Annotated in this window: 18 protein-coding genes; 15 read left to right on the top strand and 3 right to left on the bottom strand. The window is 64.4% G+C overall.

What is annotated here, in order from left to right; translation table 11 throughout:
- Positions 1-80 precede the first annotated feature (80 nt).
- From V6M61_RS16860 to sbcB, 14 genes are all read left to right on the top strand, one after another.
- Entirely contained in the window at positions 81-695 is a 615-nt protein-coding gene (locus tag V6M61_RS16860) for an A24 family peptidase (protein ID WP_332777742.1), read from the top strand.
- Positions 696-705: 10 nt separating this feature from the next.
- A complete protein-coding gene (locus tag V6M61_RS16865; RefSeq protein WP_332777743.1) occupies positions 706-2031 on the top strand; it encodes an ATP-binding protein in 1326 nt (441 codons plus the stop codon).
- Positions 2032-2041: 10 nt separating this feature from the next.
- A complete protein-coding gene (gene cpaB / locus V6M61_RS16870) occupies positions 2042-2899 on the top strand; it encodes a Flp pilus assembly protein CpaB (RefSeq protein WP_332777744.1) in 858 nt (285 codons plus the stop codon).
- 10 nt (positions 2900-2909) lie between these two features.
- Positions 2910-4487 (top strand): type II and III secretion system protein family protein, encoded by a 1578-nt coding sequence (locus V6M61_RS16875; RefSeq protein ID WP_332777745.1) that lies wholly within the window; start codon positions 2910-2912, stop codon positions 4485-4487.
- Between the two features lie 11 nt (positions 4488-4498).
- Entirely contained in the window at positions 4499-4804 is a 306-nt protein-coding gene (locus tag V6M61_RS16880; RefSeq protein WP_332777746.1) for a hypothetical protein, read from the top strand.
- A 30-nt stretch (positions 4805-4834) separates the two neighbouring features.
- Positions 4835-6139 carry a pilus assembly protein TadG-related protein gene (locus V6M61_RS16885; protein ID WP_332777747.1) on the top strand — a complete coding sequence of 435 codons (1305 nt, stop codon included), beginning with the start codon at positions 4835-4837 and terminating at the stop codon, positions 6137-6139.
- Between the two features lie 7 nt (positions 6140-6146).
- On the top strand, positions 6147-6644 hold the full coding sequence (locus tag V6M61_RS16890) for a TadE/TadG family type IV pilus assembly protein (RefSeq protein ID WP_332777748.1): 498 nt from the start codon (positions 6147-6149) through the stop codon (positions 6642-6644).
- Positions 6645-6655: 11 nt separating this feature from the next.
- Positions 6656-7129 carry a TadE/TadG family type IV pilus assembly protein gene (locus V6M61_RS16895; RefSeq protein WP_332777749.1) on the top strand — a complete coding sequence of 158 codons (474 nt, stop codon included), beginning with the start codon at positions 6656-6658 and terminating at the stop codon, positions 7127-7129.
- Positions 7130-7168: 39 nt separating this feature from the next.
- Positions 7169-8386 (top strand): AAA family ATPase, encoded by a 1218-nt coding sequence (locus tag V6M61_RS16900; protein WP_332777750.1) that lies wholly within the window; start codon positions 7169-7171, stop codon positions 8384-8386.
- Between the two features lie 5 nt (positions 8387-8391).
- On the top strand, positions 8392-9753 hold the full coding sequence (locus V6M61_RS16905) for a CpaF family protein (protein ID WP_442957799.1): 1362 nt from the start codon (positions 8392-8394) through the stop codon (positions 9751-9753).
- 4 nt (positions 9754-9757) lie between these two features.
- A complete protein-coding gene (locus V6M61_RS16910) occupies positions 9758-10732 on the top strand; it encodes a type II secretion system F family protein (protein ID WP_332777751.1) in 975 nt (324 codons plus the stop codon).
- 9 nt (positions 10733-10741) lie between these two features.
- Positions 10742-11689 (top strand): type II secretion system F family protein, encoded by a 948-nt coding sequence (locus V6M61_RS16915; RefSeq protein WP_332777752.1) that lies wholly within the window; start codon positions 10742-10744, stop codon positions 11687-11689.
- A gap of 34 nt (positions 11690-11723) precedes the next feature.
- The gene (locus V6M61_RS16920; protein ID WP_332777753.1) at positions 11724-12995 is read left to right on the top strand and encodes a LytR C-terminal domain-containing protein; all 1272 of its coding nucleotides are present in this window, start codon (positions 11724-11726) and stop codon (positions 12993-12995) included.
- 147 nt (positions 12996-13142) lie between these two features.
- Positions 13143-14585 (top strand): exodeoxyribonuclease I, encoded by a 1443-nt coding sequence (sbcB, locus tag V6M61_RS16925; protein WP_332777754.1) that lies wholly within the window; start codon positions 13143-13145, stop codon positions 14583-14585.
- 333 nt (positions 14586-14918) lie between these two features.
- On the opposite strand, the gene V6M61_RS16930 is transcribed toward sbcB, so the two are convergent.
- Positions 14919-15572: a glutathione S-transferase gene (locus tag V6M61_RS16930; protein ID WP_332777845.1), complete on the bottom strand. Its 654-nt coding sequence runs from the start codon at positions 15570-15572 to the stop codon at positions 14919-14921.
- 31 nt (positions 15573-15603) lie between these two features.
- Entirely contained in the window at positions 15604-16551 is a 948-nt protein-coding gene (trhO, locus tag V6M61_RS16935) for an oxygen-dependent tRNA uridine(34) hydroxylase TrhO (protein WP_332777755.1), read from the bottom strand.
- 228 nt (positions 16552-16779) lie between these two features.
- On the opposite strand from trhO, the gene V6M61_RS16940 reads away from it, so the two are divergent.
- Complete coding sequence (locus tag V6M61_RS16940; RefSeq protein ID WP_332777846.1) at positions 16780-17676, top strand: ketopantoate reductase family protein; 897 nt, start codon at positions 16780-16782, stop codon at positions 17674-17676.
- 49 nt (positions 17677-17725) lie between these two features.
- Here the strand turns inward: V6M61_RS16940 and V6M61_RS16945 are convergent, their stop codons facing one another.
- Positions 17726-18199 carry an EVE domain-containing protein gene (locus V6M61_RS16945; RefSeq protein ID WP_332777756.1) on the bottom strand — a complete coding sequence of 158 codons (474 nt, stop codon included), beginning with the start codon at positions 18197-18199 and terminating at the stop codon, positions 17726-17728.
- Positions 18200-18262 lie beyond the last annotated feature (63 nt).

Below are 18262 nucleotides of genomic sequence, written 5' to 3' on the forward strand. Positions count from 1 at the left end.
CAGTACAGATGCTTGCATGCTGCGACTGGCAGCTACGATCCCACAGGTTTTCGGCGAATCCGCCGACGGGAGGGAAAGTGATGCGACTCGACGTATCTTACGAGGGGTGGCAACTCTGGAGCCTCGTGGCTCTGGCGCTGATCGTTCTTACGGCAGTGCTCACGGATGTGCGCCAGCAGCGCATTCCCAATACCCTGATCCTGCTCGCTCTGTGTGCTGGCGTGCTGGTCAATGTGCTCGGGCCGGAAGCCGGCAAGCGCAGCGCCGGCCTGTTCACATACTACCCCGGCGCCCTTGGTCTCAAGGGGGCGCTGCTGGGGGCCCTGACCGGTCTGGCGGTCTTTCTGCCCTTCTACGTACTGCGCGCCATGGGCGCGGGTGATGTCAAGCTCATGGCCGGCGTCGGCAGCTTTGTCGGTCCGGCCACGCTGCTCAATGTGGCGCTGTGCGTGCTGCTGATGGGAGGCGTGCTGGCCGTGGTGCGCATGGTGTGGAAAGGCAGCTCCCGCAAGGTGCTGAGCAACGTGGGCACGGTGCTGTTGCTGCTGCTGCCGCCTTTCAACACCATGGGGCAACGGTTCGACCCGGCCACCCAGTCGGCCGACCGCATGCCTTACGCCCTGGCCGTTGCCGCCGGCCTGCTGGCCTATGGCGCCTGGATTTACAGCGGCCACCTGCCGTTGATCGGCTTATGAAAGGCCGGCCATGCAAGACACACTCACACACGCATCTTCGATGCTCAAGGTGGCAGCACCTGCCGACGCGGCGGCGGGGTCGGGCAATGACGTCTCAGGACTGCCGCTGGCGTTCTTGACCGACCTGACCTTGCGTCACTTTTCCCGGCTGGGCGAACTCAAACTGTACGAGGTGGCGCACCACCTGGGCATGGCTGCGTCGGCGGTGGACGGGCTGTTGCAGCACATGCGCGGCCTGCAGCTGCTGGAGGTGCCGCGCCGCGGTGCGTTCGAGGGAGACGTGAGCTATGCGCTGACCGACGCCGGCCAGCGCCTGGCCCGGCTGGCGTTCGAGAAGTGCCATTACGTGGGCCCCGCCCCGGTGACGGTGCCCGAGTACATGGCGCAGGTGCGCGGGCAGAGCCAAGGCCTCGTGCATCTGCGGGCTGAGCGTCTGCGGCAGGCCATGGGCGATCTGGTGCTGAGCCCGACCCTGCTGCCCACGCTGGGCGCCGCGCTGAACTCGGGCAGGGCCATTTACCTGTATGGCGACAGCGGCGTGGGCAAGACGGTACTGGCCGAGCACATGGTCAAAACGCTGGAAGGGCAGATCTGGGTGCCGCATGCCGTGTATGTGGACGGTGAGGTGATTCAGGTGTTCGACCCCATCGTGCACCGCCGCGTTCCGGTGGACGCACTGCCCGCGCGCGGCCTGGCGCGCCACCAGGTGGCGGACGGCCGCTGGGTGCGCGCCGAGCGCCCGGTGGTGATCGCCGGCGGCGAACTCACCCTGGAAACGCTGGACCTGACATACGACCCCTACACCCGTGTGCACGTGGCCCCACCGCAGATGAAGGCCAACAACGGCATTTTTGTGGTGGATGACCTGGGCCGCCAGCGCATGAGCCCGCACGAACTGATGAACCGATGGATCGTGCCACTGGACCGCCACGTGGACTACCTGCGCCTGCAAACCGGCGCCAAGTTTGCCGTGCCGTTTGATGTCCGGGTGGTGTTCTCGTCCAACCAGGCGCCAGGCCAACTGGTCGATGACTCCTTTGTCCGGCGCCTGGGCTACAAGATCCATTTGACGCCGATGGATGCCGTCAGCTACCGCATTGTGGTGGCGCAGGCCTGCGCGAAAGCCGGCGTGACGCCGGACGCCGCCGCCATCGACCACCTGGTGAACACGCTGCACCCGCACTACACGCAGCCTTATCTACCCTGCGTGCCATTTGACGTGATCAGCAAGATCGCTGACCGCGCCCGCTACCTGGAAGAGCCTGCCTGCATGACGCCAGAGCTGCTGGATTGGGCCTGGCACATGTATTTCGGTGCGACCGCGCCGATGAACTGAGGAGAAGAAAATGAAGAGCACACGCGCAATCATCATGCTGCTTCTGTCGGTGTTGGCCGGTATCGCGGCGGTCTTGCTGGCCGCCCGCTGGATGGGCCAACAGGCGGCAGGCAGCCAGACCCGGGTGCTGGTGGCCACCCGCGACCTGGAGTTGGGCCAGGCCATCACGCCCGTCATGCTGCAGGACATTGCCTGGCCCACCGGCACGCTGCCCAACGGCTCGTTCAGCGACCCCAAGAAGCTGGAAGGCCGCGTGGTGCGCAGCAGCATCTTCAAGGGTGAGCCGATCCTGCTTCCCAAGCTGGCGCCCGAAGGCACCAAGGCGGGACTCGACTCGGTGATCAAGGACGGGCGGCGCGCCATCACTGTGAAAGTGAACGAGGTGGTGGGCGTGGCGGGCTTTCTCGCACCGGGCAGCTTCGTGGATCTGCTGGTGAACATCAAGGAAGACCGCGAGAACTCGATTTCGAAGGTTGTTCTGGAGCGCATCATGGTGCTGGCCGTGGCGCAGGAGTCCAACCGAGCCGATGAAACCAAGCCGAAGGTGGTGAACGCCGTGACGCTGGAAGTCACCCCCGAACAGGCCGAGAAGATCGACCTGGCCCGCAACATCGGCACGCTGTCGCTCATGCTGCGCAATCAGGTCGACATGAAAGACAGCGCCACCGTCGGCGTGCGCCGCAACGACCTGTTGCTCGCCAAGGACGACAAGGCGTCGGCCTCGACCCAGGTGGCGGCGGCTCCCGCGCCAGTCAAGAAGGCCGCGCCGGTTCGCCGCGCGGCGCCCCGCTCCGTGGCCTCGTCGGACCAGGCCGGCGGCCGCGTGGAGGTGATTCGCGGCGTTCAAAAATCAATTTCTGACTTCTGAGGGAGCCATCATGAAAAACTCCATTCTGAATCCGCTGATGGCGCCCCTCGGGGTTGCCTTGACAAGCCTGCTGTTTGCCGCGCCACTTGGCGCCCAGGCGCCGGCCGCTGCCCCCGCAGTCACCAAGGGCGTGGCTAGCACCCGCGCCGTGGCACAGGCGCCGCAGGCCGCGGCCGACAGCCGCTCGGAGTTCACCACCGTGGGGCCGAGCATGGACCTGGTGATCGGCAAGTCCACCCTGATGCGGGTGCCCACCGCCGTGACGCGCATTTCGCTGGGCAACCCCAACGTGGCCGACGTGACGCTGATCAGCCCGACCGAGCTGTACATGCTGGGCAAGACGTATGGCTCCACCAATCTCATCATCTGGCGCAAGGGCGGCGGGGCCACGGCCATTGACGTGAACGTGAACATCGATTCGGCCCGCATGGAGCAAAAATTGCGCGAACTGATGCCCGATGAGAAAGACATCAGGGTGCGCCCGGCGGCGGATTCCGTCATCCTCACCGGCACGGTGTCCAGCGCGGTGAAAGCCAAGTACGCCGAAGATATTGCCAACGCCTTCGTGCGGGACGTGAACAAGAGCCTGGTGCTGCCCATTGCGGCGGGCGACGCCAAGGTGGAGGCCGGCACCAAAATGCAAGTCTCGCAGGGCGGCCAGGGTCAGGGGCAAGGCGGGTCGGCCAAGGTGGTCAACCTGCTGCAGATCGCCGAGGCCCAGCAGGTGATGCTGGAAGTGACCATTGCCGAGGTGTCCAAGACCCTGCTGGACAAGCTGGGCGCCAGCTTTACAGGCACGAGGCGCGAAGGCCACTGGACTTTCTCCCTCGGCGCCGGCCTGCTCAGCGGCGGCGCCGGCCTGCTCAGCGCGATCAGGAGCGCCAGCACGCGCTTCATCCTGGACGCCGAAAAGGATGACGGCCTGGTGAAGGTTCTGGCCGAGCCGAACATTGTGGCCATCAGCGGGCAGGAGGCCAGCTTCCTGGCGGGCGGCAAGATCTTCATTCCCGTGGCGCGCAGCAACCCCGCCACAGGTGCAGCCACCATCACGCTGGAAGAAAAGGAGTTCGGCGTGGGGCTGAAGTTCACACCCACGGTGCTCGAAGGGGGGCGCATCCATCTGAAGGTGGCGCCCGAAGTGTCGGAACTCTCGCAAACCGGCTCGCCCTTCACCACGGCAGGCGGTGTCACCACCGTGCTGCCCAGCTTCACCACCCGGCGCGTCCAGACCTCGGTGCAGCTGATGGACGGGCAGAGCCTGGCGATTGCCGGCCTGATCAAGAACAACGTCAAGGAAGCCGTGAAGCGCGTGCCCGGCCTGGGCGAGGTGCCGGTGCTGGGCGCGCTGTTTCGCAGCAGCGATTTCCAGAACGACCGGAGCGAGCTGATGTTCGTCATCACGCCGCGCCTGGTGAAACCGCTGGACCAAAACTACATGCTGCCCACCGACAACTACACGCCGCCCAGCCGCGAAGAGTTCTACTTCGGCAACAAGCTCGAAGGCTCGGGGCACCAAGAGGTGCCGGCCGACCAGCGCAAGGCCCCGGCCCCCGCCCCCGCCACCAGCGGCGGCATGGAAGTCAAATAAGGAGATCCATCATGTCACTCGCTCATCTTCTTTCTACCCGCCTGGCACAGACCCTGTCAGCGCTGGGCGGCGCGGCCCTGCTGGTGGGCTGCGTCAGCACCACCCCGGTGCTGGACGCAAAGTTTGGCGACGCGGTCAGGCAGGCGCGCAGGGCCCAGACGCTCAATCCCAACGCCTCGGCCAACCGCGATCCTGTGCTGGGCATCGACGGCAAGGCCGGCGCCGCCGCGCAGGAGCGCTACCAGGAGTCGTTCAAGACACCGCCGAAGACGTTTGAAGTCATCAACATCGGCGGGAGCCTCTCCAAAGACCAGTAAGGCCACCGACCCTGCCAAGGAGTGAGCACCATGAAGGGCTCCACCAACCTGAAACCCGCGCGCGGCCAGCGCCAGCGAGGCGCCATCGCCATCATGTTCGGACTCACCGTGGCCGTACTGATCGGCTTCGCCGGCCTGGCCATCGACCTGGGTCGCTTCTTCGTCATCAAGGCGGAGCTGCAAAATGCGATGGATGCCTGCGCGCTGGCGGCGGCATCGCAATTGCGGCCCGGGCAGAACAACCCCAACGCCTTGATCAAGGCCATCGCCTATGGCCGCGTGTTTTCCACCGGTGGCGTTGACGACCCGGCCACCGCCCCGCTGGAAGGCAATATCGCGGCCATCAAGAACAGGGCCAACTTTCAGAGTGCTGTGGTGGACATTGCGGCCGACCAGATCACGTTCTCCAACACCCTGGCCGGTCCTTACGAAACCAGCGCCAGTGCCAACTTCAACACGGCCGCCTTTGTCAAGTGCACCTACCCGCTGGCAGGCCTGCCCATCTTTTTCATGCGGGTGCTCAACCCCTTGCTGAGCACGCAAACGGTGACCGCCATGGCTGCGGCAACGCTGGCGCCTTCCTCCACGACATGTGCCATACCGGTGGCGGTCTGCCTGCAGCCGGGCAGCAGCGCTGCCACTAATTTTGGCCTGACGCCTGGCCAATGGTTGACGATCCCCGTCGGTCCGGGATCGCCCTATGGCACGGGCAATTTCGGCTGGATTGACTTCACTCCGCCGGGCGGCGGAGCCACCGAGCTCGCCGATTTGCTGACAGGAGCGGGCCAGTGTGCGTTGGAACTTGGGGATGCCGTGGGTCAGCCAGGTTCCATATCGTCCCTGGACGTGGCATGGAATTCGCGTTTTGGTCTGTACAAGCCGGGGGCTGGAAATCCGCAAGTGACCACGGCAGTACCTGACGTGACCGGCTACTCCTACGACACGACAACCTGGCCGGCCGGGGCGAATGCTTACGCCGGTGTTTCCGCCGGAGCCTTCAATTACCAGGACGCGAGTGTGAACAACCGTCCGTACCAATTCGTCCCGCCCAATCCGTACACCGCCTTAACCCAGGCCCAACACCAGAGCTTTGGCGGCACTCGCCGTGTGACGGTGGCGCCGGTGGTGGACTGCTCTGTCTGGAACCTCCCCCCACCCGGCGGCGCCAACCCCATCCTCGAAGGCTGGGCCTGCGTGCTGATGCTCAACCCCTTGTTCGACGGCGTCAATCCGAGCCTGGAGTTTCTCGGCTTGAGCACGAGCCCCAACAGCCTTTGCTCATCCATCGGCGAACCGGGCACCTTCGGTCCCCTGGTGCCGCAACTGGTGCAGTGAGGTCATCATGCAAGTGCTTAAACAAAAAGAGATGCAAAAAGGGGTGGCGGCCATTGAGATGGCGGTGGTGCTGATGCCGATGCTGCTGCTGTGCTTTGGTATCACCGAGCTGGGGCGTGCCCTCTACTATTACGACGGCCTGGCCAAGGCCACCCGCGGCGCGGCACGCTACCTGTCGCAGCAGAGTCTGGCCAGCCCGCCGCTCGGGGAAACCGCGGACTCCATCCGGCTGAAGGCCAGGTCACTGGCGCTGTGCGGCGCCAATGACTGTACGGGCCAGCCCGCGCTTGTCCCGGGCCTGAGCCTGGCGATGATTTCGGTTTGCGACCCGGTGGCCTGCCCGGCGACCCACAACAATGTGCCCACCGGGCAAGGCACGACCAACCTGGTCTCGGTCACAGTTGGCGCCAGTACGCCGTTCAATTTCGCCTCGCTCATTCCCTGGGCGGTCATGAGCATGGACTTCGGACCGATCAGCATCACCATGGCCTCCAGCACGAACTAAAGGAGATGACCATGCCCGCCAATCTTCAACATGTTCAAGCCCGCAGCCCGGGCCGGCGCACCGGGCCACGCACCCAGGCCGGCGCCGCGATTATCGAGTTTGCCCTGGTGGCCCTGCTTTTCTTCACCGTGTTGATAGGCATCATGGAATTCGGCCGCTGGCTCTTCACACTGAACGCCGCCAACGAGGCCACGCGCCTGGGGGCGCGGCTGGCCGTGGTGTGCAGCATCGCGGATGCCGGTTTCATCAAAAACCGCATGCACAACATAGCCGGTGGCGTGCCGGTGGCGAATATGGTGATTGACTACGTGCCGGCGGGCTGTGACGCCAGCACATGCAAGACCGTGACCGTAAGAATTAACGGGGCCACGTTCACCCCGCTGATCCCCTTCATGGGCACGGCGCTGCCGATTCCCGATTTCCCCACCAGCCTGCCGCGTGAGCTGATGAACAGCGCCGGCAACCCTGTGTGTCCCACCTCCTGACCCACCACCCATGACCCTTACCTGACAAGCGAAAACGCCATGACCACCCGAGTTACCTTCATCTGCAGCAGCAAAAAGGTGTGTGACGAATTGCTCGCACAGGCACCGGGCATGCCGGGTGTGGAGTTCACGGCCCACGTCGGCTCGGCGCGCACGCTGCTGGCGGTTCTTCAAAAAGAGTGGGCCGATGTGGTGCTGCTGGATTTTCCGGTGGCTGACGAGCAGGCGCTGGAACAGATCGAGGCTGCCACGCTGCAGGTATCGGGCACGCCGGTGCTGCTGGTCAGCCCTGATCTGTCGTTGCCCTTCCTCAAGAGTGCCATGCGCGCCGGTGTGCGCGACGTCCTGCCGGCGCCGGTCACCGTGGACACGGTGCAGCGGGCCGTGGACTATGTGCAGGAGAGTAAGTCCATCTCCTCGCGTTTTCCGGGCGCCGGCAGCATGGTGCTGGCGTTCGTGCCGGTGAAGGGTGGCGCTGGGGCCACATTCCTTGCCACGAACCTGGCCGAGGCCCTGGCCGAGCTGGACAAGCGGGTGCTGGTGATTGACTTGAACCTCTATTTTGGCGACGCGGCGCTGTATGTCGCGAACCGCAAGCCGACCGCCAGTGTGGTGGACATGGTGCTGCAGGCGCGCCGGCTGGACGCCACGCTGCTGGCGTCGAGCGTGCTGCGCACGCAGGGCGGTGTACATATCCTGCCCGCACCGGATTTGCCCGGCCAGCTTGACGCGGTGACGCCGGACGCGCTGGAAGCCCTCATTTTGCTGGCCCGCATGGAATACGACTTCGTGATGCTGGACATGAGCCGCACACTGAATCCGATGGCCGTGAAGGCGCTGGATTTGGCGGACCGGATCTACATGGCCGTGCAGTTGTCGCTGCCGGCGATTCAGGGGCTCAAGCGCCTGTCAACGGTGTTCCAGGGGCTGGGTTATGCCAGCAAGCTCAGCGTGGTGGTGAACCGTCTCGACAAGGGCGGCGCGATTCGCCTGGAAGAGCTGGTGTACGCGGCAAATATGCCGGTCAAGCGCACGCTGCCCAACAGCGAGGCAGCTGTGGCCGCGTCGGTGAACCAGGGCGTGCCGCTGATCCGGCTGGCCCCGCGCGATCTGGTGGCGAGGGCGCTGCAGGAATGGGCGCGAGAGCTTTCCCCGGTGATGACGAAACCGGGCAAACACTGGTTCAAGGTGTTGTCCCACCAGTCCGGCATGACCTTGTTTGAATCAATAACCCTTTCCAGGAGTAACGCATCATGAGCTTCATGAACTTGAGACCACAATTGCAGGAGGACAGCTCGTTCGGGTCCGACTTGAGGAAAGGACTGAACGGCGCCATGCCTGCTGCCATGTCCGGCGAATACCACGCCTTGAAGGAAACACTGCACAACCAGCTGCTGGGCCGCATCGACCTGGAAGTCATGGGGGCGATGAAGCCCGAGCGTCTGCGCAAGGAGCTGGGCCAGCTGGTGGAGCGGCTGCTGCAGGAGAACGGCACGGCGCTGAACGCCATGGAACGCCGGCATATCGTCCAGGACATTCAGGACGAGGTGATGGGCCTGGGGCCGCTGGAGGCGCTGCTGGCCGACCCGACGGTGTCGGACATTCTGGTCAATGGCCCGACGCAGGTGTATGTGGAGCGGTACGGCAAGCTGGAGAAGACGAGCATCACTTTCTCCGACGATGAGCACCTGATGAAGATCATCGACAAGATCGTCTCCAGGGTGGGGCGGCGGGTCGATGAATCGAGCCCGATGGTGGACGCACGGCTGCCGGACGGTTCGCGCGTGAACGCGATCATTGCGCCGCTGGCGCTGGACGGGCCGCTGCTGTCGATCCGCCGCTTTGCCGTGGTGCCACTGAAGATGGACGACCTGATAGCCAAACGCTCGCTCACGCCGGCACTGGCAAAGCTGCTGTCGGCCATGGTGCGGGCCAAGGTCAACGTGCTGATCTCGGGCGGCACGGGCACCGGCAAGACGACGCTGCTGAACGTGCTGTCCAGTTCGATCCCGCCCGACGAGCGCATCGTGACGATAGAGGACGCGGCCGAACTGCAATTGCAGCAGCCGCATGTGGTGCGGCTGGAAACGCGGCCGCCAAACATCGAAGACAAGGGCGAGGTGAGCCAGCGGGCGTTGATGCGCAACAGCCTGCGGATGCGGCCGGACCGCATCATTCTGGGCGAGGTGCGCGGCGCCGAGGTACTGGACATGCTGCAGGCCATGAACACGGGTCATGAAGGCTCCATGGCGACGGTGCACGCCAACTCGCCGCGCGACGCGCTGACCCGCCTGGAAAACATGGCGGGCTATGGCGGCGCGGTCATTCCGCAGGAGGCGATGCGCCAGCAGGTCAGCTCGGCCATCGATGCGGTGATCCAGATCGCCCGCCTGAACGACGGTAGCCGCAAGCTGATCAGCCTGCAGGAGATCACGGGCATGGAGGGGGACATCATCACCATGCAGGAAATCTATCACTTCAAACAGACCGGCATCGATGCGGACGGCACGGTGAAGGGACACTTCCGGGCGTTGGGGGTGCGCCCGAAATTCATGGACCGTCTGAAGGCCTACGGCCTGAGCGTGGCGGACGACACGTTCGACCCCTCCTTAATTTACGAGTAGCATCATGAACCCCGTTTTTTCACTCTTTGTGATCCTCGCCTTCCTTGCGGTGGTGCTGCTGCTCGAAGGCTCCTTTGTCTACTGGAACGACAGCAAGAGTCCGGAGGTGCGCCGGGTGGAGCAGCGGCTGCGTGCGATTTCGGCGGGTGGTCATGAGGCGGGCGAATCGCAGCTGCTCAAGCAGCGGGTGATGAGCCACTCGCCCGTGCTGCAGAAGCTGCTGCTGAAGATGCCGCGCGCCCACCAGTTGGACCGCCTGCTGGAGCAATCGGGCACTGGCAGCACGGTGATGCACCTGATCACCGTATCCCTGCTGTGCGGCCTGGGGGTGTTGATGGTGGGCTTGCTGCTGCGCTGGCCGTGGCCGCTGACGGTGCTCGCGGCGGCAGCGCTGACGGCGGCTCCGGGCATGCGGCTGCTGTACAAGCGCGAGAAGCGGCTGCAGATGATAGAGGCGCAGCTGCCCGACGCGATGGACCTGATCAGCCGGGCGCTGCGGGCGGGCCATGCCTTCCCGTCGGCATTGGCGATGGTGGGGAACGAGGCGCCGGAGCCGATTGCCGGTGAGTTCAAGATCACGTCCGACGAGATCGGGTTCGGCATTTCCGTTGACAACGCACTGAACAACCTGACGGCCCGGGTGGTGAGCGCCGACATGCGCTACTTCGTGATGGCGGTGATCATCCAACGCGAAACCGGCGGCAACCTGGCCGAGCTGCTTGACAAGCTCGCCGAACTGGTGCGCGAGCGGTTCAAGCTGTTTGCCAAGGTGCGCGTGCTGGCGGCCGAAGGCAAGCTGTCGGCACGGATTCTGACCGTGCTGCCGTTTTGCCTGGCCGCGGCGATCCAGTTCCTCAACCCGAAATACCTGTCCGTGCTGTTCACCGATCCGATGGGCATTCGCCTCGTGATCGCCGTGCTGACGCTGATGGTGATCGGGATTTTTGCGATGTGGCGGATCGTCAAAATTCGCGTTTAAGGAGGTCCCATGGACATGCAATTCATCATTCTTGCGCTGGTGTTTCTGTCCGTGACCGGGGTGGCTCTGGGGGTGGCGAGATGGCTGAGCCGGCGCGAGGTCGTCGAGCAGCGGCTGAGCCAGCTGGACGAGGGCGAGACCGAAAAGAGCATCACGGGCACCAGCGAGTGGCTGGCCAAGGTGGTCAAGGTGGTGGGCCCGATGGCCAAACTGTCTGCGCCCAAGGAGGGTTGGGAGGCCTCCAGCCTGCGGGTGCGATTCATGCAGGCCGGACTGCGCGAAGCCAGCTGGCCGGTCATTTTCTTTGCTGCCAAGACGGTGCTGGCGCTGCTGCTGCCCGGCTTGTTCGTGGTGTTCCAGGGCATCACTTTGGGGGGGGCGTTGACGCTGAACACCAATGTGCTGATCCTGCTGCTGCTGGCGTCCATCGGCTACTACCTGCCGAACATGGTGCTGACCAATCTCATGCGCCGCCGTCAGCGCGAACTGACGGAAGCCCTGCCGGACGCGCTGGACCTGATGCTGGTGTGCGTGGAGGCGGGCCTGGGACTGGACGCGGCGATGAACCGCGCGGCCAGCGAGATCGGCCTGCGCAGCCAGGCATTGGCCGACGAGCTGAACCTGGTGGCGCTGGAGCTGCGGATGGGCGTGAAGCGCGAGCGTGCGCTGCGCAATTTTGCGTTGCGCAGCGGGGTGGACGATATTTCGTCCTTCGTGGCGATGCTGGTGCAGTCCGACCGGTTTGGCACCAACGTGGCCGACGCACTGCGCATTCAGGCCGAGACCATGCGCACCCACAGGCGGCTGCGCGCCGAGGAGATGGCGGCAAAAATTCCGCTGAAACTGCTGTTTCCGTTGATTTTCTTTATCTTTCCTTCGTTGATGCTGGTGCTGATGGGCCCCGCCATGATCAGCATTTACCGCACGCTGCTGCCCATGTTGGGTGGTTCTCGCTAACCCAGTGGTGAACCTTGTATCGGGAGAAAACGCCATGAACCTTATATTCAACACAGTCGCAACCGTGTCGGTGTTGGGCACTCTGATGGCCTGCGCCCAGATGGCCAGGTCGCCGACTGCCAGCTCCGTGACGGGCGCGAAGTGGCAGACCTCGAAGAATGGCGTGCCGGTGCGTATAGCCGGGGCGCCGGTCTTGCCCTCCGATGCGTTTCCGGTGGAGGCGATTTACGCGCAGGGCCGGGCGGTGCATGGCCTTGGCCAATTGGAGCAGGCGAGCGTGCACTACGAGCAGGTGCTGCGGATGGAGCCCCGGCATGTGGGCGCGCTCAATGCGCTGGGCGTGATTCATGCGCAGGAGGGGCGCACGGGCACGGCATTGGACCTGTTTGCCCGCGCCATCGCGCTGGCGCCCGAGGCCGCGTACTTGTACAACAACGCCGGCTACGCCTTGCTGCGTGCCGACCTGCTGGACGAGGCCGGGCTTGCGCTTGCGCGCGCTCAGCAACTGAGCCCCGAGAACACGCAGACGCAGCAAAACCTGGCCTTGCTGGCGCAGGCGAGGCAGCAGGCTGCCGCAACGCAAGCTGTGGCCGAAACTCCGGCCGTGCCAGCGGACATCGGGCAGGTGCTCCCTCCCGGCGCCCGCCTGGTGACCGTGGCGCCCCAGATCTATGAGTTGCAGGCGAGCACGTCGCGGCAGGGGCAGGCGGTGCAGCAGGCGAAAGCAGTCCAGGCAATCCAACCGGGCCAAACGCTTCAGGCTGCGGCCCAGACAGCGCCGCCCGCTCAACGTCAGCCGGCTGGCGAGAAACCCAGCGCGAAAGGGGTGACCGTGGCGAGTGCGGCCCCCCTGCAGCCGGTGGCAGCCGTGCAGCAAACGCCGTTACCAACCGGGGCGGGGGCCGGGGCTTTGCGCGATACGCTGCGTGGCGTTCGGCTCGAGGTGTCCAACGGCGTGGGCATCACCAACCTGGCCCGTCGCACGGCGGGCCGGCTGGCGAGCACCGGGGTCATCACCGCGCGGCTGACCAATGCCCGGCCATACCGCCAGATAAAAACCGATATCCAGTTCGGGACCGGACAGGATGCGCTTGCGAAAGCGCTCCAGACACGATTGCCGTTTGCCGCCACCACGACAGCCACCGCCCAGCTGTCCGGTGGCGTGCAGTTGCGGCTGGTGCTCGGCCATGACCTGAAGGGTCGGGCCGTCGCCGCGTGGCTGGAGGGTAGTGACGCGCAGGCAGCCATCCTGTCCGCCGACGCGATTTCCGCCGCGACCGGGGAGGGCGGTTGGAGGTGGGGCTGAACGCGGATTTTTCAGCGCAGCCCCAAAAGGCCGGTAGCATCACGCTATCGGCCTTTTTTTATGCGCTATAAATACAGTAGCTGCTTGCGCCCGGATTCATTGGGCAGGAGGCTATTCTTCTCTTAAAAAAACGTTCAAATCCAAGCCATGGCACCCCACACCTTTCTCTGGCACGACTACGAAACCTTTGGCCTCAACCCGCGCCGCGACCGGCCTGCGCAGTTTGCCGGGATTCGCACCGACGCCGAGCTGAACGAAGTGGGCGAGCCCTTGATGCTGTACTGCAAGCCCGCCAACGACTATTTGCCCGACCCGGCGTCGTGCCTGGTCACCGGCATCACGCCGCAGCTGTGCCTGGAGCGCGGCATGGCCGAGCACGCGTTTGCCGCACAGATTGAGCAGGCGCTGGCCGAGCCCGGCACCATAGGCGTGGGCTACAACACCATACGCTTTGACGACGAGGTGACGCGCTTCATGTTCTGGCGCAACCTGATCGACCCGTACGCACGCGAGTGGCAGAACGACTGCGGCCGCTGGGATTTGCTGGACGTGGTGCGCATGGCCTATGCGCTGCGGCCGGGCGGCATCAATTGGCCGGCCAAGGAAGACGGCAAGCCCAGCTTCAAGCTCGAAGACCTGGCGCGTGCCAACGGCCTGCTGCACGAAGCCGCGCACGATGCGCTGTCTGACGTGCGCGCCACCATTGCCCTGGCGCGGCTGATTCGCACAGCCCAGCCCAGGCTCTTCGACTTTGCCTTAAGCCTGCACAAAAAAGACCGCGTGGCGGCCGAGCTGGGTTTGCCCGCCAGCCCCCAGACGGCGCGGCCGTTTCTGCATGTATCCGGCATGTTCGCGCCCGAGCACGGCTGCCTGGCCGTGATGTTTCCGCTGGCCACGCACCCCACCAACAAGAACGAACTACTGGCCTGGGACCTGGCCCACGACCCGAGCGAGCTGCCGCTGCTGGACGTGGCCACGCTGCGCCAGCGCCTGTTCACCAAGTCAGCCGATCTGCCCGAAGGCGTGAGCCGCCTGCCGCTCAAGTCCGTGCACCTCAACAAGTCGCCCATGGTGGCGCGCAAGCTGCAAACGCTCACGCCCGAGATGGCGGCGAAGTGGGGTGTGGATATGCAAGCCGCGCTGCGCCACGCCGAAATCGCCGCTGGCCTGCCCGACATGAGCGCGATCTGGCCCGAGGTTTTTCAGCGCCCGAAAGAAGCGGCGCCGGATGTGGACGAGGACCTGTACGGCGGCTTTATCGGCAATGGGGATCGCCGGCGCCTGAACCAGTTGCGCGAACTGTCCGCCGCCGAACTGGCGCACACCCGCACAGGCTTTGACGACGACCGGCTGGAAGAGCTGCTGTTTCGCTACCGCGCCCGTAATTTTGTTGAAACCCTGAACCCGGAAGAGCTCGAACGCTGGGAGGCGCATCGAGTTGCGCGCTTGCTCGAAGGCGAGGGCGGGGCGCGCAACGTAGATGCGCTGTTTGCCGAGATCGACACGCTTTCAGAAACGGCCGACGAGCGTGGCCAGGCGATTCTGAGTGCACTGTACGACTACGCCGAGGCGATTGCGCCGGAACTGTAGCCTGCGCTGGTTTGTCGCAATTGATGGCCGGACTCGGGTTCAGCCCTCACCCCAGCCCTCTCCCAGGGGGAGAGGGTGTAATTCGCACAACACCATACAACCAAGCCCTATAACCAACTTTTTTGCAAGAGTTGCAAGAGTTGCAAGAGTTGCAAGAGTTGCAAGAGTTGAAGAGTGCCCCTTCTTGCTCCTTCTCCCTCTGGGAGAAGGCTGGGATGAGGGCCGTTCCCGCTTCGGTATTTGTCTTCCCCCAATCAGCACCCTGTTTCTTTGGGGTCAAATAGACCTTTGGCCCAATGAATATATAGGTAAGTTGCTATTAAAGTAATAGCGTCATTCAGGCGCAACCCGCCAGGGCGCATGTTTCTCCATCACGCTTTGATAAAGGGTGCTCGCCTCAAACCCCGCCAGCCAGGCCTGCAGCCGCGGCCAGGGCTGCGCTGCGAACCACGCCTTGTCTGTGTGGGCAAACTGCCGCACAAAGGGCAGCAGGGCCATGTCCGCCAGGCTGGCGTTAGGGCCAAACAGCCATCCATCGCTCAACATGCGCTCCATCCCGCTCAGCCAGCGTGCGCCGTCAGCGCGGTGCGCTTGTGCAAAGCTTTGCGCGTCGCCGGCCGACTCTTGCGGGTAACGGTTGGGGTATTTGTAGCGGTCCAGGTGCTGCTTGAATTCATCATCGTTCTGGCTGATCAGCGCCTGCATGTCCGCCATGGAACCGTGTTGAGGTACGAGCCAATGCTCTGGGTCGTTTTGCCCCAGTGCCCACAGCATGATGTCCAGGCTTTCATCAATCACTTGCCCGTCCGGCAAGACCAGCACCGGCACCGTCCCCTTGGGCGAAGCGGCCAGCATTTCGGGCGGTTTGTCGCGCAACGTGACTTCGCGCAATTCGCAGCGCTGGCCGCTGACGGCCAGCGCCAGCCGTGCGCGCATGGCGTAGGGGCAGCGGCGAAAGGAATACAGGACAGGCAGGCTTGGTGTCATCCGGGCCACCACTTCATGTGACACGGGGCCTTCAGGTAGAGCCCGGCTGGCGCACGCCAATATGAGCTTGCTGGCGCGCTTGGGCCAGTTCAACCTGGCGCTGGCGCTCGCGGTAGCCGCGTTTTTGTTCTTTGGTGGTGCGGTCGTGGCAGCGCGCGCAACTCACGCCCAGCTCGTACAGCGGCGACTGGCGGTCTTGGTCGCTCAGTGGGTCGCGGCAAGAGCGGCACAGCGTGAAGTCGCCGGGCTTGAGGCCATGGCCGACCGAGACGCGTTCGTCAAAGACAAAGCATTCGCCTTCCCAACTGCTTTGCGCCTGCGGTACGGTTTCCAGGTATTTGAGGATGCCGCCTTCGAGGTGGTAAACCTCGTCAAAGCCTTTGCTGCGCATCAGCGCCGTCGACTTTTCGCAGCGTATGCCGCCGGTGCAGAACATGGCGACGCGGGGCTTTTTGCCGTCGGTGGTGGCGAGCTTGCCGCCTTCGGCCATTTGCTGCTCTACCCAGCCCGGCAGCTCTGAAAAGCTGTGGGTGGCGGGGTTGATGGCGCCCTTGAAGGTGCCGATGGAGACTTCGTAATCGTTGCGTGTGTCGATCAGCACGACGTTGGGGTCTGCGATCAGCTGGTTCCAGTCTTGCGGCTTGACGTACTGGCCGGCCATGAGGGCCGGATGCACCTCGGGCACACCCATGGTCACGATCTCGCGTTTGAGGCGGACCTTCATCCGGTAAAACGGCAGGTGGTCTGCCCAGGCCTCCTTGTGCTCCAGCGCCGCCAGGCGCGCATCGCTGCGCAAATACGCCAGCACCGCACGCACGCCATCTTCCGGGCCGGCAATCGTGCCGTTGATGCCTTCAGGTGCCAGCAGCAGCGTGCCCTTGACGCCATGGGCCTCGCAAAAGGCCAGCAGCGGCGGCTGGAGCTCGGCGAAGTCGGGGAGTTCGACGAATTTGTAGAGGGCGGCAGTCAGGAAGGTCATGGCTTGGTGGTTCGCCTGTGAGGCGGATAAGCGGCGTGGCTGATTTGCTATTAAATTGATAGCTGTCTGCGCTCATCCTGCATGGGCGGAAGGCCTATTTTATCCAAATATCAGCACCGTATCGCCGGCTGCTATGTCAAACCGTCTTGCCGCGAAGGGCTATCATGTTTCTCCCTCTTTGCACCCTGAAAGCCCCCCATGACCAGCCTCCCGCCCAATGACAAACGCATCAAGGTCGCCGTGATGGGCGCGGGCGCCGTGGGCTGCTATTTCGGCGGCATGCTGGCGCGCGCCGGGCACGAGGTGGTGCTGATCGCCCGGCCCCAGCATGTAGAGGCCATAGCACGCGACGGCCTGCGCATGGAAACCACGACCTTTGACGAACACGTGCGCCTGGCCGCCAGCACCGAGCCCAGCGCCGTGCAGGGCGCCAAGCTCGTCCTCTTCTGCGTCAAATCCACCGACACCGAATCGGCCGGCGCCCAGATACGGCCGCACCTGCCGGCCGACGCCCTGGTGCTGTGCCTGCAAAACGGCGTGGACAACGCCGACCGGCTGCGCGCGGTGCTCCCCGAAATCGCGGTGGCCGCCGCCGTGGTGTACGTCGCCACCGAGATGGCCGGCCCCGGTCACCTCAAACACCATGGACGCGGCGACCTGGTGATCGAGCCTTCCAGCGCCAGCGAGGCCGTGGCGCAAGCCCTGATCGCCGTCGGCGTGCCCACCGAGGTCTCCAACAATGTGCGCGGCGCGCTGTGGGCCAAGCTCATCCTCAACTGCGCCTACAACGCCGTCTCGGCCATCGCCCAGCTGCCGTATGGCAAGACGGTGCAGGGCGAGGGCGTGAAAGACGTGATGCGCGACGTGGTGGCCGAATGCCTGGCCGTGGCCCAGGCCGAAGGCGTGCAGGTGGCGGGCGACGTGCATGCGGCCGTGGACAAGCTCGCCGGCAGCATGCCCAATCAGTACGCATCCACCGCCCAAGACCTGGCGCGCGGCAAGCGAACTGAGATCGATTACCTCAATGGCTTGATCGTGCGGCGCGGGGAGGCGCTTGGGGTTGCCACGCCGGCGAACCGGGTGTTGTGGGCGTTGGTGAAGTTGATGGAAGCCAAGCACGCTTAGGGCTGAGTCCTCGCGCACCCCCGAAAAAGAGGGCCAAGCGCTGTTCGCTTCAACGCTCCGGGTTGCCCAGCAGTTGTGAGATCGCCCGCCAGTGCTGCGGCTCGACCGGTGTGATCGACAGCCGGTTGCCCTTGCGCAGCACCACCAGGTCTTGAAGCGCCTCATCGGCGCGCAATTCGGGCAGGGTGAGGTTGCGCGTCTTGCGCAGCACCTGCACATCCACCAGCAGCCAGCGCGGTTCCTCGGGTTTTGACTTGGCGTCGTAGTAAGGCGACTTCGGGTCAAACTGCGTCGGGTCAGGGTAGGGCGTAGACGCCACCTGTGCAATGCCGACGATGCCCGGCTCGGCACAACTGGAGTGGTAAAACAGCACGCCGTCGCCAACCCGCATCCCATCGCGCATGAAGTTGCGCGCCTGGTAGTTGCGCACGCCGACCCAAGGCACCGTGGCGTTGGGGGCCGCCAGCGCGTCGTCCACCGAGCATTCTTCGGGTTCGGATTTCATGAGCCAGTAGCTTGTCATGGGGTTTGCCTTGTTGGGTAATTTTGGGAAGGAGTTGAGCTTAGCGGCTGGCTTTCTCGCCGG

Origin of the sequence: Polaromonas sp. (genome assembly GCF_036676035.1) — a bacterium.
Taxonomy (GTDB): domain Bacteria; phylum Pseudomonadota; class Gammaproteobacteria; order Burkholderiales; family Burkholderiaceae_C; genus Polaromonas.

Excerpts from the sequence above, each read along its gene's own strand:
- V6M61_RS16860 (WP_332777742.1), top strand. The coding sequence starts at position 81 with ATGCGACTCGACGTATCTTACGAGGGGTGGCAACTCTGGAGCCTCGTG.
- V6M61_RS16865 (WP_332777743.1), top strand. The coding sequence starts at position 706 with ATGCAAGACACACTCACACACGCATCTTCGATGCTCAAGGTGGCAGCA.
- cpaB (WP_332777744.1), top strand. The coding sequence starts at position 2,042 with ATGAAGAGCACACGCGCAATCATCATGCTGCTTCTGTCGGTGTTGGCC.
- V6M61_RS16875 (WP_332777745.1), top strand. The coding sequence starts at position 2,910 with ATGAAAAACTCCATTCTGAATCCGCTGATGGCGCCCCTCGGGGTTGCC.
- V6M61_RS16880 (WP_332777746.1), top strand. The coding sequence starts at position 4,499 with ATGTCACTCGCTCATCTTCTTTCTACCCGCCTGGCACAGACCCTGTCA.
- V6M61_RS16885 (WP_332777747.1), top strand. The coding sequence starts at position 4,835 with ATGAAGGGCTCCACCAACCTGAAACCCGCGCGCGGCCAGCGCCAGCGA.
- V6M61_RS16890 (WP_332777748.1), top strand. The coding sequence starts at position 6,147 with ATGCAAGTGCTTAAACAAAAAGAGATGCAAAAAGGGGTGGCGGCCATT.
- V6M61_RS16895 (WP_332777749.1), top strand. The coding sequence starts at position 6,656 with ATGCCCGCCAATCTTCAACATGTTCAAGCCCGCAGCCCGGGCCGGCGC.
- V6M61_RS16900 (WP_332777750.1), top strand. The coding sequence starts at position 7,169 with ATGACCACCCGAGTTACCTTCATCTGCAGCAGCAAAAAGGTGTGTGAC.
- V6M61_RS16905 (WP_442957799.1), top strand. The coding sequence starts at position 8,392 with ATGAACTTGAGACCACAATTGCAGGAGGACAGCTCGTTCGGGTCCGAC.
- V6M61_RS16910 (WP_332777751.1), top strand. The coding sequence starts at position 9,758 with ATGAACCCCGTTTTTTCACTCTTTGTGATCCTCGCCTTCCTTGCGGTG.
- V6M61_RS16915 (WP_332777752.1), top strand. The coding sequence starts at position 10,742 with ATGGACATGCAATTCATCATTCTTGCGCTGGTGTTTCTGTCCGTGACC.
- V6M61_RS16920 (WP_332777753.1), top strand. The coding sequence starts at position 11,724 with ATGAACCTTATATTCAACACAGTCGCAACCGTGTCGGTGTTGGGCACT.
- sbcB (WP_332777754.1), top strand. The coding sequence starts at position 13,143 with ATGGCACCCCACACCTTTCTCTGGCACGACTACGAAACCTTTGGCCTC.
- V6M61_RS16930 (WP_332777845.1), bottom strand. The coding sequence starts at position 15,572 with ATGACACCAAGCCTGCCTGTCCTGTATTCCTTTCGCCGCTGCCCCTAC.
- trhO (WP_332777755.1), bottom strand. The coding sequence starts at position 16,551 with ATGACCTTCCTGACTGCCGCCCTCTACAAATTCGTCGAACTCCCCGAC.
- V6M61_RS16945 (WP_332777756.1), bottom strand. The coding sequence starts at position 18,199 with ATGACAAGCTACTGGCTCATGAAATCCGAACCCGAAGAATGCTCGGTG.